Origin of the sequence: Zunongwangia atlantica 22II14-10F7 (assembly GCF_002094855.1) — a bacterium.
Classification (GTDB): domain Bacteria; phylum Bacteroidota; class Bacteroidia; order Flavobacteriales; family Flavobacteriaceae; genus Zunongwangia; species Zunongwangia atlantica.
In genome coordinates this window covers 1-19,554 of sequence record NZ_ARYN01000032.1, presented here as the reverse complement: position 1 = coordinate 19,554, position 19,554 = coordinate 1, and the positions used below count along the sequence as shown (strand labels likewise).

General features: G+C 29.9%; 15 protein-coding genes. 9 read left to right on the top strand and 6 right to left on the bottom strand.

Features of this window, described 5'->3' with window-relative positions; all coding sequences use genetic code 11:
* On the top strand, positions 1 to 683 hold a 683-nt coding region (locus IIF7_RS19935; protein WP_317041879.1), incomplete at its 5' end, for a nucleotidyl transferase AbiEii/AbiGii toxin family protein.
* A 163-nt stretch (positions 684 to 846) separates the two neighbouring features.
* Here the strand turns inward: IIF7_RS19935 and IIF7_RS19930 are convergent.
* Complete coding sequence (locus IIF7_RS19930) at positions 847 to 1,062, bottom strand: helix-turn-helix domain-containing protein (protein ID WP_084843449.1); 216 nt, start codon at positions 1,060 to 1,062, stop codon at positions 847 to 849.
* Between the two features lie 143 nt (positions 1,063 to 1,205).
* On the opposite strand from IIF7_RS19930, the gene IIF7_RS19925 reads away from it, so the two are divergent.
* The 8 genes from IIF7_RS19925 to IIF7_RS19890 all read left to right on the top strand — a co-directional run bounded on the left by IIF7_RS19925 (position 1,206) and on the right by IIF7_RS19890 (position 15,505).
* Positions 1,206 to 2,936 carry a HEPN domain-containing protein gene (locus IIF7_RS19925; RefSeq protein ID WP_084843448.1) on the top strand — a complete coding sequence of 577 codons (1,731 nt, stop codon included), beginning with the start codon at positions 1,206 to 1,208 and terminating at the stop codon, positions 2,934 to 2,936.
* 21 nt (positions 2,937 to 2,957) lie between these two features.
* Positions 2,958 to 3,299 carry a helix-turn-helix domain-containing protein gene (locus IIF7_RS19920; protein WP_084843447.1) on the top strand — a complete coding sequence of 114 codons (342 nt, stop codon included), beginning with the start codon at positions 2,958 to 2,960 and terminating at the stop codon, positions 3,297 to 3,299.
* Between the two features lie 279 nt (positions 3,300 to 3,578).
* Positions 3,579 to 4,565, top strand: coding sequence for a nucleoid-associated protein (locus IIF7_RS19915; protein ID WP_084843446.1), 987 nt, complete (start codon positions 3,579 to 3,581; stop codon positions 4,563 to 4,565).
* 3 nt (positions 4,566 to 4,568) lie between these two features.
* Positions 4,569 to 5,735 carry a hypothetical protein gene (locus tag IIF7_RS19910; RefSeq protein WP_084843445.1) on the top strand — a complete coding sequence of 389 codons (1,167 nt, stop codon included), beginning with the start codon at positions 4,569 to 4,571 and terminating at the stop codon, positions 5,733 to 5,735.
* 175 nt (positions 5,736 to 5,910) lie between these two features.
* The gene (locus IIF7_RS19905; protein ID WP_084843444.1) at positions 5,911 to 8,817 is read left to right on the top strand and encodes a DEAD/DEAH box helicase; all 2,907 of its coding nucleotides are present in this window, start codon (positions 5,911 to 5,913) and stop codon (positions 8,815 to 8,817) included.
* Positions 8,818 to 8,976: 159 nt separating this feature from the next.
* Positions 8,977 to 9,969, top strand: coding sequence for a kinase (locus IIF7_RS19900; protein WP_084843443.1), 993 nt, complete (start codon positions 8,977 to 8,979; stop codon positions 9,967 to 9,969).
* 160 nt (positions 9,970 to 10,129) lie between these two features.
* Positions 10,130 to 13,816: a YobI family P-loop NTPase gene (locus IIF7_RS19895; protein ID WP_084843442.1), complete on the top strand. Its 3,687-nt coding sequence runs from the start codon at positions 10,130 to 10,132 to the stop codon at positions 13,814 to 13,816.
* A 486-nt stretch (positions 13,817 to 14,302) separates the two neighbouring features.
* Positions 14,303 to 15,505, top strand: coding sequence for a site-specific integrase (locus tag IIF7_RS19890; RefSeq protein ID WP_084843441.1), 1,203 nt, complete (start codon positions 14,303 to 14,305; stop codon positions 15,503 to 15,505).
* 103 nt (positions 15,506 to 15,608) lie between these two features.
* On the opposite strand, the gene IIF7_RS19885 is transcribed toward IIF7_RS19890, so the two are convergent.
* From IIF7_RS19885 to IIF7_RS19865, 5 genes are all read right to left on the bottom strand, one after another.
* Entirely contained in the window at positions 15,609 to 15,788 is a 180-nt protein-coding gene (locus tag IIF7_RS19885; RefSeq protein ID WP_139801386.1) for a hypothetical protein, read from the bottom strand.
* Positions 15,789 to 15,822: 34 nt separating this feature from the next.
* The gene (locus tag IIF7_RS19880; RefSeq protein ID WP_084843439.1) at positions 15,823 to 17,043 is read right to left on the bottom strand and encodes a DUF5018 domain-containing protein; all 1,221 of its coding nucleotides are present in this window, start codon (positions 17,041 to 17,043) and stop codon (positions 15,823 to 15,825) included.
* Positions 17,044 to 17,069: 26 nt separating this feature from the next.
* The gene (locus IIF7_RS19875) at positions 17,070 to 18,458 is read right to left on the bottom strand and encodes a PQQ-binding-like beta-propeller repeat protein (RefSeq protein ID WP_084843438.1); all 1,389 of its coding nucleotides are present in this window, start codon (positions 18,456 to 18,458) and stop codon (positions 17,070 to 17,072) included.
* A gap of 161 nt (positions 18,459 to 18,619) precedes the next feature.
* Positions 18,620 to 19,015, bottom strand: a complete 396-nt coding sequence (locus IIF7_RS19870; RefSeq protein ID WP_084843437.1) for an SMI1/KNR4 family protein — start codon at positions 19,013 to 19,015, stop codon at positions 18,620 to 18,622.
* Positions 18,976 to 19,554, bottom strand: a 579-nt coding sequence (locus tag IIF7_RS19865; RefSeq protein WP_084843436.1) for a hypothetical protein, incomplete at its 5' end; no start/stop codon positions are given. The genes IIF7_RS19865 and IIF7_RS19870, both read right to left, overlap by 40 nt.

Below are 19,554 nucleotides of genomic sequence, written 5' to 3'. Positions count from 1 at the left end.
AGCCCAGATCCTTACACGTTATCTACATCTTAATAACCATGCTACATTACAATACTATCAACGAAATACTTCATCAGAGTCTATTACATCTCATTGAAGCGGAAGTCTTTAAAGATTTTCGTCTGGTTGGTGGTACAGCGCTTAGTTTACAAATAGGTCATCGGATATCTGTAGATATTGATTTATTCAGTGATGCCCAATATGGCACTATTGATTTTGATGCCATCACAGATTATTTACAACAGCACTTCAAGTATGTAGATTTTTTATCTGTTCCACCTGCACTTGGTAGATCTTATATCATTGGTACAGATATGGACAATGCCATAAAACTGGATGTATTCTATACCGATCCATTTATAACATCACCGCTAGTTGAAGATGGTATACGAATGGCTCGCATTGAAGAAATCATTGCTATGAAAATAGATGTGGTACAACGTGGCGGACGTAAAAAGGATTTTTGGGACTTACATGCCATGTTGAAAGACTATACGTTAGATCAGATGCTTCAACTCCATGAAAGACGTTACCCGTACACCCATGAAAAAGAAACCATACTACAGAATTTCGTAATGTTCCAAAATGCAGACGATGATTTTGATCCCATTTGTTTAAAGGATAAATATTGGGAATTTATCAAGGATGATCTCAAAGCACTTATTGAAAATTATAAAAAGTAATAGGTAATTTTCTTAAAGTAAAGTAGCCTTAATAGTACCTGTATCCTTTCCTTAAACATCTCTTTTTTTCGTTGCAACCATGGGGCGCAACCAAGATTGTGTCCACAGACACACATCTTGAATTAAGCTTCAAATGGAAAAATATTATCAGAAGTAACTTTAATTAATTGGGAAGTTGAATGTCTTTACACACTTCTTCCAATACTTCACAAGGACTAACATTAATAGCTAAGGCTATTAAATATATTTCATCTGCACGAAGTTTAGTTGTTTCATTTGAACTCAATTGACTTAGGCGAGATTTACTTATTCCTGTTCTTCTAGCTACTTCAGCTTTATTTACCGACCTACGTGCTAAATATAATCCTAGTGGTGTCATTTGTCCATCATTTACTTGTATAAATGTAGAAATCAGAGACGAATGTTTTAAATTTCTATACGATTGTTTTGAAAATAGATAGTTTTACTATACATTAGTATAGATTATCTACACAAGTGTATTAATTTACAAAACCACTTAGCATGAGAACATTCAAAAACACCCCATTAGCATTGAAAAATAAGATTGAAGAAATCAAGAATAGATTTCTTTCCGTAGCAGAAATGATCAGTATTTATTTTTCGCAAGTATCCATAAATGATACAGAGGTATATTTTTTAAATGCAATTTATGATGAAAAAGTCCTCTTTAAGGAAGAGCAATTTATTGCTATTAAGGAAATTCAAAATGAGTATACTGAGTTTAATATTCAAATATTTAAAGAGCGACAATTAAAGGATATCGTAGTGAACTTTAATAGTTATGCACTGCTTCATATTTACTTTGGTAAGGTTATTTATGGCAGCCCACCAATTCCCGATATTCTCAATAATATCAATCCCGCACATTTTTTAAGTGTATCAAAAGCAAATTTCAGAAAGGAGCAATTAAAGATTATAGATTTTATTGGTGATGCAAAATTCACGTATAAAGGAAAAATCAATGCCTATACAAGCTTTGGACTTCATCAATCCATCGAACTAAGCTTCCGAATCCTAGAACAGTTTTTTTGTGGAAAAGCTTTGATTAGCCACAGCTTAAAAGCACATATCGAATATTTAGAAGTAAGGATACCCAATATTCGATCATTATTTAATAATGATCAGGAAGATGAAAAGGAGCTTATTGAGAATTTAGATCGGGCGTATAATGCTGCTAGGTATACTTCAAACTTTTATATAAATAAATTAGAACTTAAATCAACATTCAAATACTTTCAGAAGGTATTTTATCTAACACAGTACATATTTGATCGGCAATATGAAAATTGTACTAAAATCATTAATATTTCTTCGTCTACAGCAAAAGTTGAAATGAACCATGTCCAGACTATTAATACATTTCAACGGTTATTAGTAGACCATCTAGTCACTAACTATCCTGTCCATTCTATTTATAGCATTACCGGAGCTATGAAGACTGATTTAAATTCTAATAAATGTATTTCCTGGTTAGATGGACAAGAAGCCTTGTACAAACAAACCTTATTAATCATCACTAGCGAACCTCTTCATAAAAGTGAAAATGATCTGATGATTGAATTGGATAACTATTTTCGAGGTCAATTTAAAACTTACATTTTACTCGATGATATAAGCAACGTCGCTATAAAGATAGATGAAGGAGGTAATTATTTAGAATACCTTCTAAAGTCCCAGAATAGACTCTATGCTCTAGATCAGCGGCTTTATAGAGATGAAAGCACTAGGGAGTATTTTTTTCCTGTGGAGTATTATACTAAAACTTCTGAATGGACAGTACGTAAAAATAGAGCAGAATTTATAGTTTCCTTAATGCAAGATGTTGAAGAGAAAGAAGATCATGCCACCTTCTTATTTCTTAGTAATCAGCTTATCGTTCAGGTTTGTTTAGGGTTACTGGATTTGTTCTGGAACTTAAAACCTATAGAAACCGATATTACATATTTGGTTAATTTGATCAACCATTTTTCAAATCATACGGCGACGATATTTAAGATCAGTAAATTTAAAAACACAGGAATACTCGAAGGGATTAGAAATGCTCCGCAATATATGCTAACTCCATTACCTTATAATTTCGATTATAAAGATATGGATGAGTTATTTTCAGCTTGCTTGGAGTTTATGCAGGAAACAAATAAAGTGGCTGATAAAAGATTAGAGGATATTAAAATTATGGCCTTTCAGCGATATGTTTCTATTAAAAACTGCTTTAATAAGGTCAACAGTTAGATCAATGAAAGTTTTGATAGCATGCAACAGAAAAAAGAACCACATATAGGGAGGAATATTAGTTTGATTAGGGAGCTCAGGGATATGAAACAATCCACGCTTGCTATGGAACTTGGGATTAGCCAACAAAGTGTTTCCTCTATTGAAAACAGCGCAGAAATTTCAGAGGAAAGACTGGAACAAATAGCTCAGGTATTAGCTGTAGACAAACAGGTTATTATCAAGCTGTCCAAAGAACATCTTTTAAATCAAATGATTGCAATAAACCAAAATTCTAAAACGCTTCATTTTAATGCCATAGAAAAAATCATTGAATTGTATGAACGACTTTTATTAGCTACCGAAAAACAAAATTTAAAATGAACTTCAAAAAATCCCTTTTTACGGGATACCGTAAGTTTCTAATGTTAAAATCTTTATATTTGAGAAAATGAGTAGGTTACAATACTTGAAATGTATTAGATAAAATGTTGATGATAAGAAATGGCTTATGAGGTAAATTTTTTAGAGAAAATATAGTGAAAAATAAATTTTAAGAAATTAAGAAGTGTCGGTTACCATATTGATTTTTGGGTAAATGGCACTTTTTTTATTTATGAAACATGTTAGCAACAAGGTCTAACTAATACTAACCATTAAATTATGATTATAAAAAATATTGTTCTACACCAGATTAAAAGAGAATCTAATGAAGAACCTAAATTAAATTGTTCCGATCATCTACTTAATACCGCAGACCAAACTGTAATTGATTTTGTAGATAAATTAATTAAAAGCTTTAGAAGTAAAAGACCAACATATGGAACTTTTCAAGACGACAAAAAGGCATATCCTTTCCAAACTATGGTTGAAAAATACCAGGATGGTGGGAGTTTTTTAAGCTTTAGTAAAGAAGCGATGGTGCTTCTAAAAAAAGAAATAAAAGTTCCGTCTGCAAAAGGAGGTTACGTCGTTTTTACTCATTATGAAAATAATCGAAGTGATTTTCTAATAACAATAATGCTAGATAAATCTGAGCAATTCAGTATTGATGATAATAGCTTAGATTTAAAAAAATTATTAACTCTAGATATAGAAAAACTTGCTAGAGCGAATAGATTAAATTTTCATAAATGGCAAAATAAGGAGGACTTATATCTTTCATTTATTAAAGGAACTAGGTCAGTATCAAATTATTTCCAAAAATTTATCGGTAATACGGATTTGACATCCTCAAAAGAAAATTCCAAAAACTTAAAAAATGCTTTAGGTAAATATATGCGTGACAATGGTTATAGTGATGAAAGGAAAGAAGCAGTAAATAGAGGAATTAACGAATATTTTGTTAAGCAATATAAAGATGAATCAGATATACAATTAGACACAATTGCTGCATACGTTAATAAAGATGATCCCAATAATTTTATTGACTTTGTAGAAGATAACGAAGATTTTAATGTAAGTGGAAGTTTTAGGGTAAAATTAAAATCTGACTTTGATGTATTTCATAAGTCTATTGTTAAGGGATCGGGATATAAATTAGAATTCGAAAAAAAATTAATTAAAGATGGTAAAATTCTTAGGGAAGGAAACAATGTTATAATACGCGATGTTCCAGATGAGATTTTAGATAGTGAATTTGAAGATTAGATTATGGAATTACAGAACATAATTGATTTAAGGCGTATTACTGACAATTTTGAGAAAACACCTTATGGTTTTAAAGGTGAAGTACATTCATTGAAGGAGGATGATATTAAAATTTTAGAAAAGTTTGAAGATTATGGTTTTCGTGAACTCTTCTATTTATCTAATAATCATAATGTAGAGATTAAGGATTTAAAGGCTTTAGATAATATCTCATATGCTTTTGTACTACCTAATAATTTGGAGTATTATGAAACTTTCGAGGAGTTTATTGCATCGAATAAACATACCAAACCGCTTGATGAATATTACATCCATGAATTAAAATACAAACAAGGTAAAGACAAAAAGCTAAAAGAAATTAGAAATTATGAAAAGCTTCAAGAACTAATATTTTTCTTGAAAGAATTATGTACATATAAAAAATCAACTTTTGGCAGTCCTGAACTTTTCTTTCACAAACCAGATAAAATTTGTTCTGTAATACTGGAATATTCAGAAGAAATAATTGAAAAAATAGATATCAAAACAAAAATAGAAGAACTAAAAGATCACGTTTTTGAAAAGTCAGATAAAGAAAGTAGAAAGAAAATCTTCATAAACGAAATGATAAATATTCTTCACCAGGAGAAAATTAACTTTGAAAAATTGGTTAAAAAGTGGGACGATATAACTGAAAGCTACTATACAAGTTTTAATATTTATTTATCAGAATTTTCTTTTCAAAAAATAAAGAACTCTTCACAAGAATACTTTCACGAATTGACTGATAGAATTTATTCAACAATCAGTAAGTTCTCAACATATATATTAACAATTCCTGTTGCCTATCTTTTCATTTTAAGATTTTTCGATTTTAAAGGTGAAAGTTTGGCAAAAGATTCATTTCTTCTAATTATTGGTATTTCCTATTTTATAATAATTTGGTTTGTTCTGCTAAACAATATTTCCAAAGCCTTTAGCTCTATTGAAAAAGACATTGTTAATTTTCAAGAAAGAATTTCAAACGAGACGGATCTTGACGAAATAACATCTAAGCTAGAAGAGCAAAAAATAAAAACAATCCCAAGTCAAAAAAACAAGATAATTCTAGTTAAAATTTTGAGCATCTTTGTATTAGTGCTAACTATAAGTGCTTATTTATTTATTCATATAGATAAAATAATCTGCTAAGCCGACCCAGTTGCTAACAAAGACAGCTCATCACAAATAACAGGAATTACCAAAAAAGTGTAATTTTAGCAACTAGGAAAGAAAAGATTTAAACCGACAACTCCGCGTCCCTACTCCCGCAACTTGCGATAGGAGATAGTTTTAGACAATTATATTAAAAATATAAATATTTCAAATGCCATATTTTAAAGATAACTCTGATTTATTTCAATTGGAACCATCAGGAAAAGAAGGATTAAGAAGTTGTCAATTAGGAGCTATTTGGTCATTAAAAAGTTATAAAACTACAGGTACAAAAGATATTGCTGCACTAATTAGTATGCCAACAGGTTCAGGTAAAACCGCATTAATGATGGCAGCATGCTTTGAACTCAAATTCGAAAAGATTTTAATTGTTGTACCTTCAAAAATACTTCGTCGTCAAATTTCTCAGCAATTTAGAGAACTAAAAATCTTAAAAGATAAAGGCTGCCTAAAAGAGAAAGCAGAGAAAGTTTCAGTATTTGAAGTTACAAGTAGAAAAAATTCTAGAGAAGAATGGGAGAATATTTTAGAAAATCATGATGTAATAGTAGCTCACCCAAACAGTATTTCTCCATATTATGAAAAACTAGCTCCTATTCCGAGTGAATTAATAGATGCTGTAATTGTTGATGAAGCACATCATGAACCAGCTCCAACATGGCAATCTCTAAATAGCTTTTACAAAAACCAATTCAAAATTTTTCTTACTGCTACACCTTTTCGTAGAGATAGAAAAAGAATGAGAGCAAAATTAGTATATCACTATTCATTGGAACAGGCACTTAACGAAAATATTTTACGACCAATAGAATTTCGAGGTGAAAGTAGGGGTTTACATGATGCAAATTCAAATGAAGCTTTAATAGGAACAGCGGTAGAAGTTTACGGAGAAGAAAAAGCCATCAACCAGAATGCATCAATTTTAATCAGAACTGATACCATTGATGATGCTAAGAATTTAAAAAATTTATATAATGAGGCAGGCTTTTCTGTTGACGTAATCCATTCTAAGCGATCACCAAAAGTCAATGAAGAATTAGTTGATAAAGTTAAAAATAACGAATTAGATGGCCTTGTTTGCATTGGTATAGCCAGCGAAGGATTAGATATTCCAAATTTAAAGGTTGCTGTACTTCATAGCACACCAAGATCTATCCCTTATACAATTCAGTTCTTAGGTAGAATTTCGAGAGCTCCAATTGATCAAGAAGGACCAGCAAAATTAATTGCAAATACTGATCAAGTGAAAGGTGAAGTTAGAAGATTATACAAATCTGATGCTTCATGGAGTAAAATTATTCCTGAAATTATAGATGAGCAAATGGAAAAAGCAAGGCATTACAGATCTAGTAAGGCCTTAGAAGAAGATTTTCAGATGCCTGAATTGAATGTTTATTTCAGTGCTTTAATATATCAGACTCCTCCAGATTTTGATTTTAAGCAAGAATTCTCAACAAAGGATAATTCAGAATTTGAAATTATTCATTATGAACAAGCCAATGATGACTCTCCATTAATTATAATCACTTCTCATAATAAACCCATTGATTGGGCAAACCGAGAAATTTACACTGAAGATCTGTTAGACATTCATATCTTATATCATGTCGCCGATTACAATTTGCTTTTTGAATTAACAACAAGTGAAATGGCCCTAGATTCTTTCAAAGAAGAATTAATTCCGATCGAGCTAAAATCAATTTCTACTGGCAGATTATTTAAAACATTATCTAAATTTTCTTCCAGTGATTATATAATGGTGGGATTAAGAAATTCAGCTCTTACTGGAGCATCCAATCCAGCTTATAAAACGGTGGTGGGATCTTCAGTCCAATCGGCAATAAGAACAAGTGAAGGTAGAATTTTTGCTCCCGGACATGCCTTATTAAGATTGGATGAAGAAAATAGTTGGGGGATTGCAACTAGAAAGGGTAGAGTTTGGGCTATGAGAAGAGGAACCGCAGAGGAATTTAAAGAATGGTGTGACCAGCTTTGTAATTTAATACAAGATGGTCCTATTCTTACTAACTTGCCAGGACTAACTTTTCTAGCTAAAACTGAACCTAATGAATCCATCTTAGAATTACCGGTTGCAATTATACCGGATGATTTATTTTTTAAATCATACAGCATTACATACAGCGTTAAAGATCAAGATCCATTTAGAAATGATATTCCTAGATTAATTCCAGAAAAAATTGGCGATAATAATGATTGTTTAGAAGGTCATATCGCCATAAAAAATTATAGATTCAAATTTAAAATGGATTTCAAGGCGGATGAACTTTGGAATGTAGAAAACTCAGATAATTTGTTAATTCATGCAGAGAGACGTGATGCAACAATAATTGATAAGGATATTAAAAAGGTATTAAATGAGTTTCCTCCATCTTTAATAATGCCAGATGGCTCAGTTCTTTTTGCAAGAAATAAAATAATTCCAAATAGATCTATTGAGAGTCTACCTTCTGAAATTTGGGTCAAACAACAATGGAATGGTTGTGACATTACCAGTGAAGCTTATGTCCCAAATCCGCAAGGCAACATTCCTGTTATTAATTTTACTGTTGATTTAATGAAAGCTTCAATGGAGTTTAATGATGAAACTGATCTGATAATTCTGGATGATGGAGCTCATGAAATTGCTGATTTAATATATTTTGAGAATAAGAATTCAACCATTTATTTCATTCATTGTAAATATTCAAGTTCTGTAAATTCAGGATGTCGAAAAAAGGATTCCGATGAGTTATTTGCACAAGCGATGCGCAGTATACATTGGATTTCAAATTCAGTTTTGATGGATCGTATTAATTATAGAATAGAAAATACTCATAACTCACAAGTTGTTTCAGGTCGTAATGAAACTCTAGAAATTTTGACAGAAAATTTCAGAATAAATGAATGGAAATTCAAAATATTATTGGTTCAACCAGGATTCAACATTGATCAAGTATCGGATAAAGGGAGAAATAATAACAATGTTTACGAATCTGTTATTCCAATGTATGAAAGAATTCTTGGGAGTAATGGTTTAATGGAGATTTGGGGTCAATAAAACTGGCTTTAACAGCGGTTCATCTTAATTTACGGTAATCTAGAAAAAGTGTATTTTAGAAACTAAGAAACAAAATGGTTAAGCCGACAAGTTCACGTCCCTACTCCCGCAGCTTGCGATAACCACAAAGCGTTGGCATCAAGTTAAAAACAAAACAGAATGAGTAACTTACTTTACTATCCTTACATAGATGTTCCTCGGACAGATTGGACTTTAAGGACTCTTTTATACTATGACAATATTGGTTCAATTGTTCCGCAAGAATACTTTTACGAACCTGAACAAAACTATGATGAATTTATGCTTGAAATGATTCGTAGTGGACTTGTGACACCAATAAACCCAATTGATGTATTAGACGATCCTTGGGAATCTACTCAACCTTTTATTGAATTAATTCAAGAAAATAGAAAAAAGCTGAAAAAAGCACAAAATCGATTTATTCATGGATATCGAGGAAATATTCATCAAGATAAGTTCCCCAAAGCAAACATACACGCTGATAAATTTGACAGAGAAATATTCTATCAATTAGAACAACTTGGTTTAGCTGAAAGAAGTGAAGGAAATTGGTATTTGGTGGAAAAAAAGACAGCTAACAACCTAATGAAATTTTTAGCTACACTGATAGGTGTTAAAACTGATAGATTACCAGCAACGGATTATGTAAAACCATTTTATTACCGAAATTCTTTTAAAAAAATACATGAAAAAAGAGAAACAATTTTAACGAGTTTAATCCCATTTCCTAAAGAAATTGATTTAAATCGCCTGTTAAAATTTAAAGAAAAACATATTGACTTATTGCACGCATTTAGAACTCAAGTGGAATTAATTGCTCTTGACCCATACATTGTAGAAGGAACACCATTATTTTACACACGATTGGCAGAATTAACTCAACGGAAAGATGAATTGTCTGCTAAAATGAATGAAAGCAAGTTCAATGAAATTTTGTTCGGTACCGCTTGTGGTTTAATTGGTGCTTATCAAGGAATCGCATCAGCATCTACAACAGGAACTATTTTAGGAGCACTTCCCGGATTTGCAAATGCGGTTTATTCTGCTCTACAAATTGAAAGAGCGGAAAATATATTTGACCAAAGTGGATTAAAATATTTGGCTTTAGCAGATAAAAGATTAAGAAAATAAATTAGTTGCCAACAATGGTTATAAGTAATTGCTTTTTGTCGTCTAATTTGGAAATTCCTCAGGAATTTTCAGCATGGTATGTACTTGCAAAGTTAATTGCTACACCATACAACTAATCGTATTCATAACCATTAGGTATAATTAGGAGAAATATTTATCTATGAAAAAAAAACTACTTTGTTGGTTATTAATTATTTCAAAATCACTGGAAAAATTACATTTCAAATTTTCCGAAAAAAAACAAGAAAAGTTAGATTACTCATCTCTTTCTCCGATTGCTAATGGAGACAAAGAAGGCCATTACACAAAAGCTTTGCAATGGGCTCTTGAAAATCGTGGAGAAGAGGATATAAAAAATATTGCTCTTACTGGTACATATGGCTCAGGTAAAAGTACAATTCTCAAAACTTTTCAAAAAAATTACAAGGGGTCAAATTTAAAGTTTCTAAATATTTCTTTGGCAACATTCAAAGAAGAAAAACCAAAATTTGATGAAAAAGGAAATCCTATCAAAAAGGATAAAGAAGAACTTTTAAGACTTATAGAAACAAGTATTTTACAACAAATTTTTTATCACGAGCAAGATAAAAACATTCCTGATTCAAGATTTAAAAAAATCAAAAGTTATGGAATCAAAAGATTATTTTTAACTTCACTTGGCATTTTAATATTTATAATAGCTTTACTAAATTACTTTAACCCTTATATAATACAAAGTGTTTTTAAAGATTACCCATTTAGTGATTTAACTTGGGATATATTACATTACAGTAGCATATCAATAATTTTATTTGGTATTTTCTTTATCATATTTAAATCAATTAGAATTATTAGTTCGATTACAATCAACAAACTTAAATTTCAAAATGCAGAAATAGGAATTGGAGAAAGCCTTAACAAGTCTATACTAAACCATCACTTAGATGAAATCCTTTATTTCTTTGCAATTAGACCATATAATGTAGTAATCATTGAGGATTTAGACCGTTTTAAAGAGACTGAAATTTTCACAAAATTGAGAGAAATAAACCTTCTCTTAAATAACTCCCAAAAAACAAACAAGAAAAATATCACTTTTATATACGCAGTTAGAGATGAGATGTTTTCAGATAATGAAAGAACTAAGTTTTTTGATTTTATAATTCCGGTTATCCCAGTAATTAATTCTTCAAATTCGAGTGAAATTTTACTACAAAAAAAGAAAAAATATAGTTATGCTTTAACGGATACTTTCATTGAAGACATAGCTTTTTTCATAGATGATATGCGATTACTTCATAATATTACTAATGAATTTTACTTATATAAAACACAACAAGGTCAAACTCCTTTAAATCAAGATAAATTATTTGCTATTATTTCTTATAAAAATAAATACCCGAATGATTTTGTTTCTTTAAGTAAAAATGAAGGTCACTTATATGACGTTTTAAACGCTAAAAATCAATATGTAAGTCAAGAGGTTAATCGATTAGAAGAAAGAATATCGATTTTGAAAAAAGAGATTAAAAACCTAGAACTAATAAACATTAGAAATATTAAAGAACTTCGCCAATTATATATAATTAGAGTAATAGAAACATTAGACCATTTTAATTCTTTTATCATCAACAATGAAACTATTAGTTTTGATGATCTATTAGAAGATGAAAACTTCGAGTATTTGAAGAGCAATGAATTGTATTATAAATCTACAGCTCTTAATAGAAATTATCATAGGCTAGATTATCCAATACTAAAAGTGCCAACTTCTTTTTCTAAAATTGAAAAATTAGTAAACCCCGACAAATCATATGATATAAAAGAACAAGAAATTACAGATATTAAATCAAATAAAATAAACTCTTTAAGGCAAGATATACAGGAATTTGAGAAAAATAAAATTACAAGTAGAAATTTAAAAATCTCTGAATTATTACAGTCAAATAAAGAAATTGATTTAAATATAAGTGAAGAGTTAGAGGAAGATTTCATTACAACTTTAATTAGAAATGGCTATATATCAGAAGATTATATTGATTACATTTCTCTGTTTCACGAAGGTAGTATAACGAGAAGTGACTATAAATTTGTCATTAGTATAAGAAATAGACAAAAACTAGATTTTGACTACAAACTTTCAAAAATTGATAAAGTAATTTCAAAAATAAATCCAATTGATTTTTACTCTGAATTTACTTTGAATTATGATTTGTTAGACTTTTTACTTAAAAACCATAGAACTAATAATACTCTAATAGAATATATTTTTACTAAATTAAAAGATGAATCTTCTAATTCCATTCTATTTATAAATGGCTTTATTGACAGAACAGAAAATTTAAATCTATTTATTAAAAAGCTATGTAACTATTGGTTCGGAATTTGGAAATATTATGTGAATGATGTTACGTTTTCTGATGAACAATTAAATAAAATATTAAAATACATCATAGGATATGCAGATATTGACGCTATCAATAAAATTGAAAAACAATCTAATTTCAAAAATTACCTAACAAAAGATCCTGAAATTTTAAACATAACTCCTAACGATGATAAACTAATAAACATCATTTCTGATTTAGATCTAAAATTTACTGATTTAGATTTTGAGAATTCTCCAGAAAATATTTTAGAGTTTATTTACGAGAATAGTCATTATGCGATTAACGAAAAAATGGTTACTAAAATTATAAAAAAATATGGTGAATTTGAACAAATAAGCTTTGATAATTCTAATTATTCTTCTATTAAAAACTCAAAAGCAGATAGTCTTATTAATTACATAGAGGCTTACATAAATGACTACATAAAGAATTTTTATTTAAAGCTTGATACGAATATTAATGAGCAGCAAAAATCGTATTTGGAACTATTAAATCACTCTGATTTAAATTTAAAACTTAAAAAAGAAGTCATTAAAAAAGTAGTTTCAAGAATATCTGATATTTCATCTATCAAGAATAATGATTTGGTGTCATATATTATAAAAAATAATAAAATAGAAGCTAATTGGAAAAACTTATTGTATTTTTTCAATAACTCCGAAGCAAAAATATTGCCCCCAACTGTTGAATTTATTAACGACATTAATAATGCTAACGAATTAGCAAAAGTAAAAATACCAACAGAAGTTAATGGCGAAAAAATATATTATGAATTCTGTAAACTTTTAATGCAATCAAACGAAATTAAAAATAAATCCTTTGATTTGGTTACAAATTCAATTCCTTGGTGGTATAGCGACTTAGATATTGCTAATCTTGATGAGGAAAAAGTTCACTCATTAATTAAAAATAACGTAATTAATCCTACGATTAAAAGTTTTGAAAGTTTAAAAGAAAATCACAAAAAGTTAAACGTTGAGTTATTAGAGAAACATAAGTCTAAATTTATAAAACTAATTAACGACCTTGTTTTAGATGAAAATGATTTAGAGTTAATCTTAAATTCACAAAAATTAAACAACTTAGATAAACTTAAATTTTTGGAAACTTGCTCAAATGAAACTATTTTATCAAACTCCGAGAATTTAAAGTTAATTAGCCATCTTTTATTAAATGACGCTTCATTTCTAGTAAATGAACTGCTATTGAAAGACTTAGTTATTAACAACGGTGTATCGATTGTAAATAGAATTAAATTATTTAATAAGAATCTATTCAGCGTTAACGAGGCTTTCATTGAAAAATTCTTAAACAACTTAGATAGCAGTTATGCTAAAATCACCAACAAAAATAAAAAGGCAAAAATTGAAGACAATCCTGATAACAGAGAATTATTAACTATTCTAGAACAAAAAGGTTATATTTCAAGTTTTTCAGATAGATTATTTGCTTTAAGGGTTAATCATAAAAGAAAATAATTGTTTCTAATGTAAGCTTTACTTAAAACCGAACTGTTTGTAAATCTGCCATATGATTAATATAAATAGAATATCTCTTTTGAAAATCTCAGTTCATAATAGTATTTAAAATACTGTAATTTGTTATATTTGCATATAATAGACGCATAAAATTTGTCACTATTTAGGCTCTTATGTAATTGATGAATGATTCGGTGAATGCTTACTGAAATTCGACGATAAAGTGGCGTAAATCCTACCAAAAATTTTGATTTAGATTTCCTGCCACCCCGACCAAGACCATATTAAAATGGCATAAAAAACCTTGTTAATCTATTGATTTTCAAGGTTTTTATGTTTTTAGGCGGTTTTTCATATCATTTGCAATCATTAAAAATGAGTCCGATTCGGTGACCTATTCGGTGACCTTTTTTTTGGTTATCTTGTTGTTCATATTGATTTGACTTTCGTTTTCACGCCTTTTGTCTAATTTGAAAACGAAACACTATGAAAAATGCCGTAAGCTTTGGAATCCGTTTTATTCCAAAATCATCAAAAGCCAAAAATGGTACTGCTCCCCTTTATGCACGAATTACAGTCAATGGAGAACGTATTGAACTCAGCCTTAAACGCAGAATTACTTTAAACCTCTGGAATGAAAAGCGAAGCCGATTAAAAGGCTATAGTGAAGAAAGTCTGCAAGTCAACAAATCCTTAGATCGTATCTACAATAAAATTTACGAGGCTTTTAGACAACTTCAAGAAGAAAACAAGCTCTTAACTGCCAAAAGTATAAAAGCCCGTTATTTGGGCTTAGATGATTCTTATAAAACTTTAGCAGAACTTCTAACCTATCATAATACCAAAATGACTTCGGTCTTAAAGCCCGGAACAATGAAAAATTACTATACTACTGAAAAGTATGTTTTGGAGTTTTTAGAGCAAAAGATGAATACCAACGATATCTATTTAAAGCAAATTAATTATCGCTTCATTACTGATTTTGAACATTTCCTTCGTAACTATAAACCAAAAACACATCGAGCCAGACCAACAAATAACGGGGTAATGAAGCATTTGGAGCGTCTAAAAAAATTGACCAATCTATCATTAAAAATGGAATGGATCGATAAAGACCCGTTTAGCAAATACTCCTTGCATTACAAGAAAAAAGACCGTGACTATTTATTACAGAATGAAATTGAAGTTTTAGAAAACTTAAACCTTGATAGAATAACCTTATCCAGAACTAGAGACATCTTTTTATTTTCCTGCTATTCCGGTTTATCCTACGGTGATGCAAAGTCATTAGAAGCAAAACATATTGTTACAGGAATTGACGGCAACAAATGGATTGTGAAGGAAAGGGAAAAGACAGGTAAACTTTTTAAAGTGCCTATGCTTCCAAAAGTAAAAGCTATTCTGAAAAAGTATGAGAATGAAGCTGATATAAGTGGGTTGTTGCTTCCGGTATATTCCAATCAGAAAACCAACCAGTATTTAAAGGATTTGGCAAAGATTGCCAAAATTCCTAAGAAGCTTACCTTTCATGTCGCTCGTCATACTTTTGCCACGACCGTTACCTTATCCAAAGGGATTCCTATTGAAACAGTATCTAAGCTTTTGGGACATACCAAGCTTTCTACCACTCAAATCTATTCTAGAGTATTGGATCAAAAACTTAGTGATGATATGCGAAAGATTATGTAAAAGAGGAAAATGTAAAACTCACGATTAACTCACATTTAAGAGTGACACAGATCACAAAAAAACTACTTGATGCCAATTCAGAGAAATTAAGGAGCTGAGTTTATTAAAGTGAAATTGAAAATGTTTTGCATTTTCGTTCGTGCAACTGGTTATCGCTCATTTTGGTGTAGGGCTCCATCTCTTTACCTATTTTTTCGTAAAAATTGAAGGATTTAGGATGACTAATATGTAAATCTTTATCGTCTTGAATTCCGAACTTTTCACTACGTTTATGTTGGGTCATACCAACCACATTAACACTTAGTTATTGGGTAAAGTTAATTGAAAATTGTACTAAATGATTCACCTCTTCGTCTTTCAGGCCCCCAAAATGTAATCGTTTTTTCTGAAGCGGAATTTCCAAAATAGGAAGGGAACAAATAGTAGTAATCAAGTGTTAGTGTTGCTTGGGTTTTTTCATTATTTACTGTATAATCATAATGGTTAGAATTTTGTATTTGAAATATAGAGCCATTAGATGGTATTGCAATAGTATTAGTTATGTTTTCTCCAGAAATGATTAAGATATCATTCCAAGAATAAGAATCTTGGTTTAATGATATAAATTTAGGCGCATTTTCAGCAACTACATCAATAAAAAAGGTTGATTCTATTTCTAAAACATCTGTTTTATAAACTATTTTATACTTTTTATAAGTAGGTATATTTTCTGGTATTTTTGTGTATAAGTTGAACGTTGTTACTTTTTCTTGAGTGGAATAATTTTCATGTTTTAAAATTTGTAATGGATATTTGTTTTCACCATCATATAAATAAATTTCTGCTCCAGGTATATCAGGGTTTAAAAATTTTCCTGTAATAAATACGTCAGCTCTAATATAGTAAAGAAAAGCATTAATAGAATTGCTAAATTCGGGCATATTGGCTATTACTGTATATTCACTCTTATCACCATTTTCGGCTGTAACGGTATAGGTCACCGGATTGTCGAAATTTTGTGCATCAGTATCATCAGGAGAAATTGTTGAGTATTCTGAAACCAATATAGTAGGAGTAAGTGAACTTTTATCTAAAGTCCCTATATCAAAATTAATGGTTTTTAAATCTTGATTAATTTCAGCATCAATGATTTCATTATCTATAGTTACAGAAAATGAAAGAATTTTATTTTCAGAACTAAGAGGCCTGTTGTTAACAATAACTCGATAAATACTCGGATCTCCATTCTCGGCATATACGGTATAAGCCACTTCATTGTTGAAATTTTGATTTTCAGATTCTTTTGGGGATATTTTTGCGTTTGCAGAATACTCTATGGTTGGTTTTAAAGAAGATAGTTCAGCACCAACTACGTTAAAAGATATTGTTTTTGATATTTCATCAATATTTCCGTTAACAATTTCCCCATTAATGGTCAATTTAAACGAAGTAATTGTATTTTCCTGACTTAAAACAGGTGGTAAATTTGGTTCATCATCTTTGGAACATGAAATTAATACAAATACTGTGTAAATTAGTGTCGCAATTTTCTTTATCATTCTATTATTTTGTAAATTTTCGGTTTTTAATTTTTTAAGCCATGTGAACTAGGATAGATTACGATATCACTATTTCCAACAACAATTGTAGGTGATTTTGTAATAAATTCTTTTGTTTGGAATTTCCATTTTAGAGTTCCTGTATTAGCATCGATAGCATAGAAGTTTTTATCCCAATCTCCAATGTAAACAGTATCTTCAAAAACAATTGGAGAGGTAGTAGTTCTATTTGGTAAATCATATTTCCATTTTGTATCTCCATCATCTGCACTTAAACATACTAACTCACCACTACCATTGTTTGAAAATCCTATATAAATATTGTTATTATAAACAAAGGGAGATGATTCTATACCTCCATTGTTTCTATAGTAGCTCCATTTTACATTACTACTTATTTTGTCAAAAACATATAAAGTTGTATTGGTAGCCGCAATAATATTATTTTTATAAACAGTGGGAGATGCATAAAAGCTATTAAATAAACCAGCATCAAAACTCCAGTTTAGGGTGCCGTCATTTTTATTAAAAGAATAAAAGCGTCCTATGTTGTCTCCAAAGTAAATATCATTGTCAACTAATAGTGGATTTGTATTTATTCTTGGAGCTGCTGATGTATTTTTATTATCAAGACGAAAACTCCATTCTGTCTCGCCTGAATATTTGTTAAGAGCATATAGGTGATCATCATTTCTACTACATACATATATTTTTGATTCATCTATTGATAATGTAGCATAGTAATTAAGAAAACTGCGTTCCCACAATTTAATTCTATCATCTATAGTTACACAATGCAAATTAGATTCTGCGTCAAAAGCATATACGTTGATTTCATCTGAAATAATGTTTCTATATTCTTTATTATAATAAGTGTTTGAACTTGGAGTACTCGTCCACATTTTATCACCAGAAAGAATATTATAGGCATTGATACCATTTAATCCTGAAAATATAATATCCTTATATGCAGTGTGAGCTTCCAGATAAGAAGTTTTAGATTCCCATAATATTTTATTTGTTATTAAGTCATAAGCTATTAAATTTCCATTAAAGTCTGAAATGAAAAGTATCTTGCTTTTAGGACTTTCAAAGGAAAATTCTAATTCTGAAATCCCACCGTTTTTATCTGTTGCAATAATCCTACCCTCATATTTTTTGTTATATTCTATGCTTGATGTATTTATCGATTTATTTGTTTTTGCAACTAATATAGAGTTGATATATAGGCTATAATATATTATATCATCATCAGCATCTTCAACATCATTCCAGTCTATGGTAACCTCTTTTCCTTGAAAACTGATTTTTTCTAATTTTAATTGTTCAGGATTTGTATTTTTAGGGAGAACATCATCATCTTTTGAGCATGAGAATATTATTAGCAATAAAAGAATAGGTATTATTTTTTTCATAGTTATTTAATTTTACCTAGCGGTTACGTTTACCGCGAGTTATGGTATTAAGGACCCGGAGTTGTCGGATTAGTTAGTTGCTTTGTTTCCTGGTTTCTATAATTACACTTTTTTATCTAAATGCTGCTATTTGCGATTAATCGTTGTTGTGTGGCGTTTTTTTACTCAGTTTTAACTTTAACATTTGGATATTCAGTCAGAAACGTTTTTAAATCAGTTAATCGGTCTGGTTTTAGACTCATTTCTCTATAAAAGTAAACGATTGGGTTTTCAGTTCCATCTAGTTTAAAATACCAAAACATATATCCTTGATGCATCATAAAAACAAAATCTTTATCAGTTAGAAAGTTTTCGGTGTTATCTTCTTCTAATAATTCCAATGCCCATTCTTTCAGTTCTTTTTTATCGTGGTATAAGTCAGTTCCAATCATACTTTTTGGAATCGATTTTTGACATTCCAAATAGAATTCTTTATAAATCGCTGGAAAAGTTAGATTGAGTTTTTTTTCAATTTCGCTTATACATTGTTGTGTGGCGTTTTTATTTTTATTTTCCATTCAGTTGTGTCTAATTCCATTAATTCTTTCCGACTCCAATTAGAAAATTCCTCACACTCAAATTCCAAGTTTTTACCATTCCATTTTTTAAATCGGATATCGTCCATTTTAAAAGGACTTTCAATTTCAATCATTTCGGATAACGAGTTGTTCATTTTTTCAATTTCGTAATAGTTATGAAAAATGAAAGTTCCGTCTGGTGAGACTTCTAGATCTTGGTAATTCAACTGTCTTTCCGTTTCAATTAAATTCAAGTCAGAAGCGTTTAATCTGAAGATGTGGTCAGATGTCAAAACGATAATTTCATTCCGCCTTTCCGAGTATTTTACCTCTTTTGGAAATCCACGAAATTGTCCAACTGTTTCAATCATATTTTTGTCCGTAAACTTGATCCAAGTCCACGATTGAGAATTCCAAGGACTTTCTATGTCGTAAATCCTTTCTTTAAATTCTCCAGAATATGGTTGGTTAATTATTTCAGTTTTCAATTTCGTTCTTGTTTTCTTAAATGACACATAACGGCAGTTTGTCTCAAAACT

Bases quoted from the DNA above. Each gene is read 5' to 3' on its own strand.
- IIF7_RS19915 (WP_084843446.1), top strand. From the start codon at position 3,579: ATGATTATAAAAAATATTGTTCTACACCAGATTAAAAGAGAATCTAAT.
- IIF7_RS19900 (WP_084843443.1), top strand. From the start codon at position 8,977: ATGAGTAACTTACTTTACTATCCTTACATAGATGTTCCTCGGACAGAT.
- IIF7_RS19925 (WP_084843448.1), top strand. From the start codon at position 1,206: ATGAGAACATTCAAAAACACCCCATTAGCATTGAAAAATAAGATTGAA.
- IIF7_RS19920 (WP_084843447.1), top strand. From the start codon at position 2,958: ATGCAACAGAAAAAAGAACCACATATAGGGAGGAATATTAGTTTGATT.
- IIF7_RS19890 (WP_084843441.1), top strand. From the start codon at position 14,303: ATGAAAAATGCCGTAAGCTTTGGAATCCGTTTTATTCCAAAATCATCA.
- IIF7_RS19905 (WP_084843444.1), top strand. From the start codon at position 5,911: ATGCCATATTTTAAAGATAACTCTGATTTATTTCAATTGGAACCATCA.
- IIF7_RS19885 (WP_139801386.1), bottom strand. From the start codon at position 15,788: ATGACCCAACATAAACGTAGTGAAAAGTTCGGAATTCAAGACGATAAA.
- IIF7_RS19930 (WP_084843449.1), bottom strand. From the start codon at position 1,062: ATGACACCACTAGGATTATATTTAGCACGTAGGTCGGTAAATAAAGCT.
- IIF7_RS19880 (WP_084843439.1), bottom strand. From the start codon at position 17,043: ATGATAAAGAAAATTGCGACACTAATTTACACAGTATTTGTATTAATT.
- IIF7_RS19870 (WP_084843437.1), bottom strand. From the start codon at position 19,015: ATGGAAAATAAAAATAAAAACGCCACACAACAATGTATAAGCGAAATT.
- IIF7_RS19895 (WP_084843442.1), top strand. From the start codon at position 10,130: ATGAAAAAAAAACTACTTTGTTGGTTATTAATTATTTCAAAATCACTG.
- IIF7_RS19910 (WP_084843445.1), top strand. From the start codon at position 4,569: ATGGAATTACAGAACATAATTGATTTAAGGCGTATTACTGACAATTTT.
- IIF7_RS19875 (WP_084843438.1), bottom strand. From the start codon at position 18,458: ATGAAAAAAATAATACCTATTCTTTTATTGCTAATAATATTCTCATGC.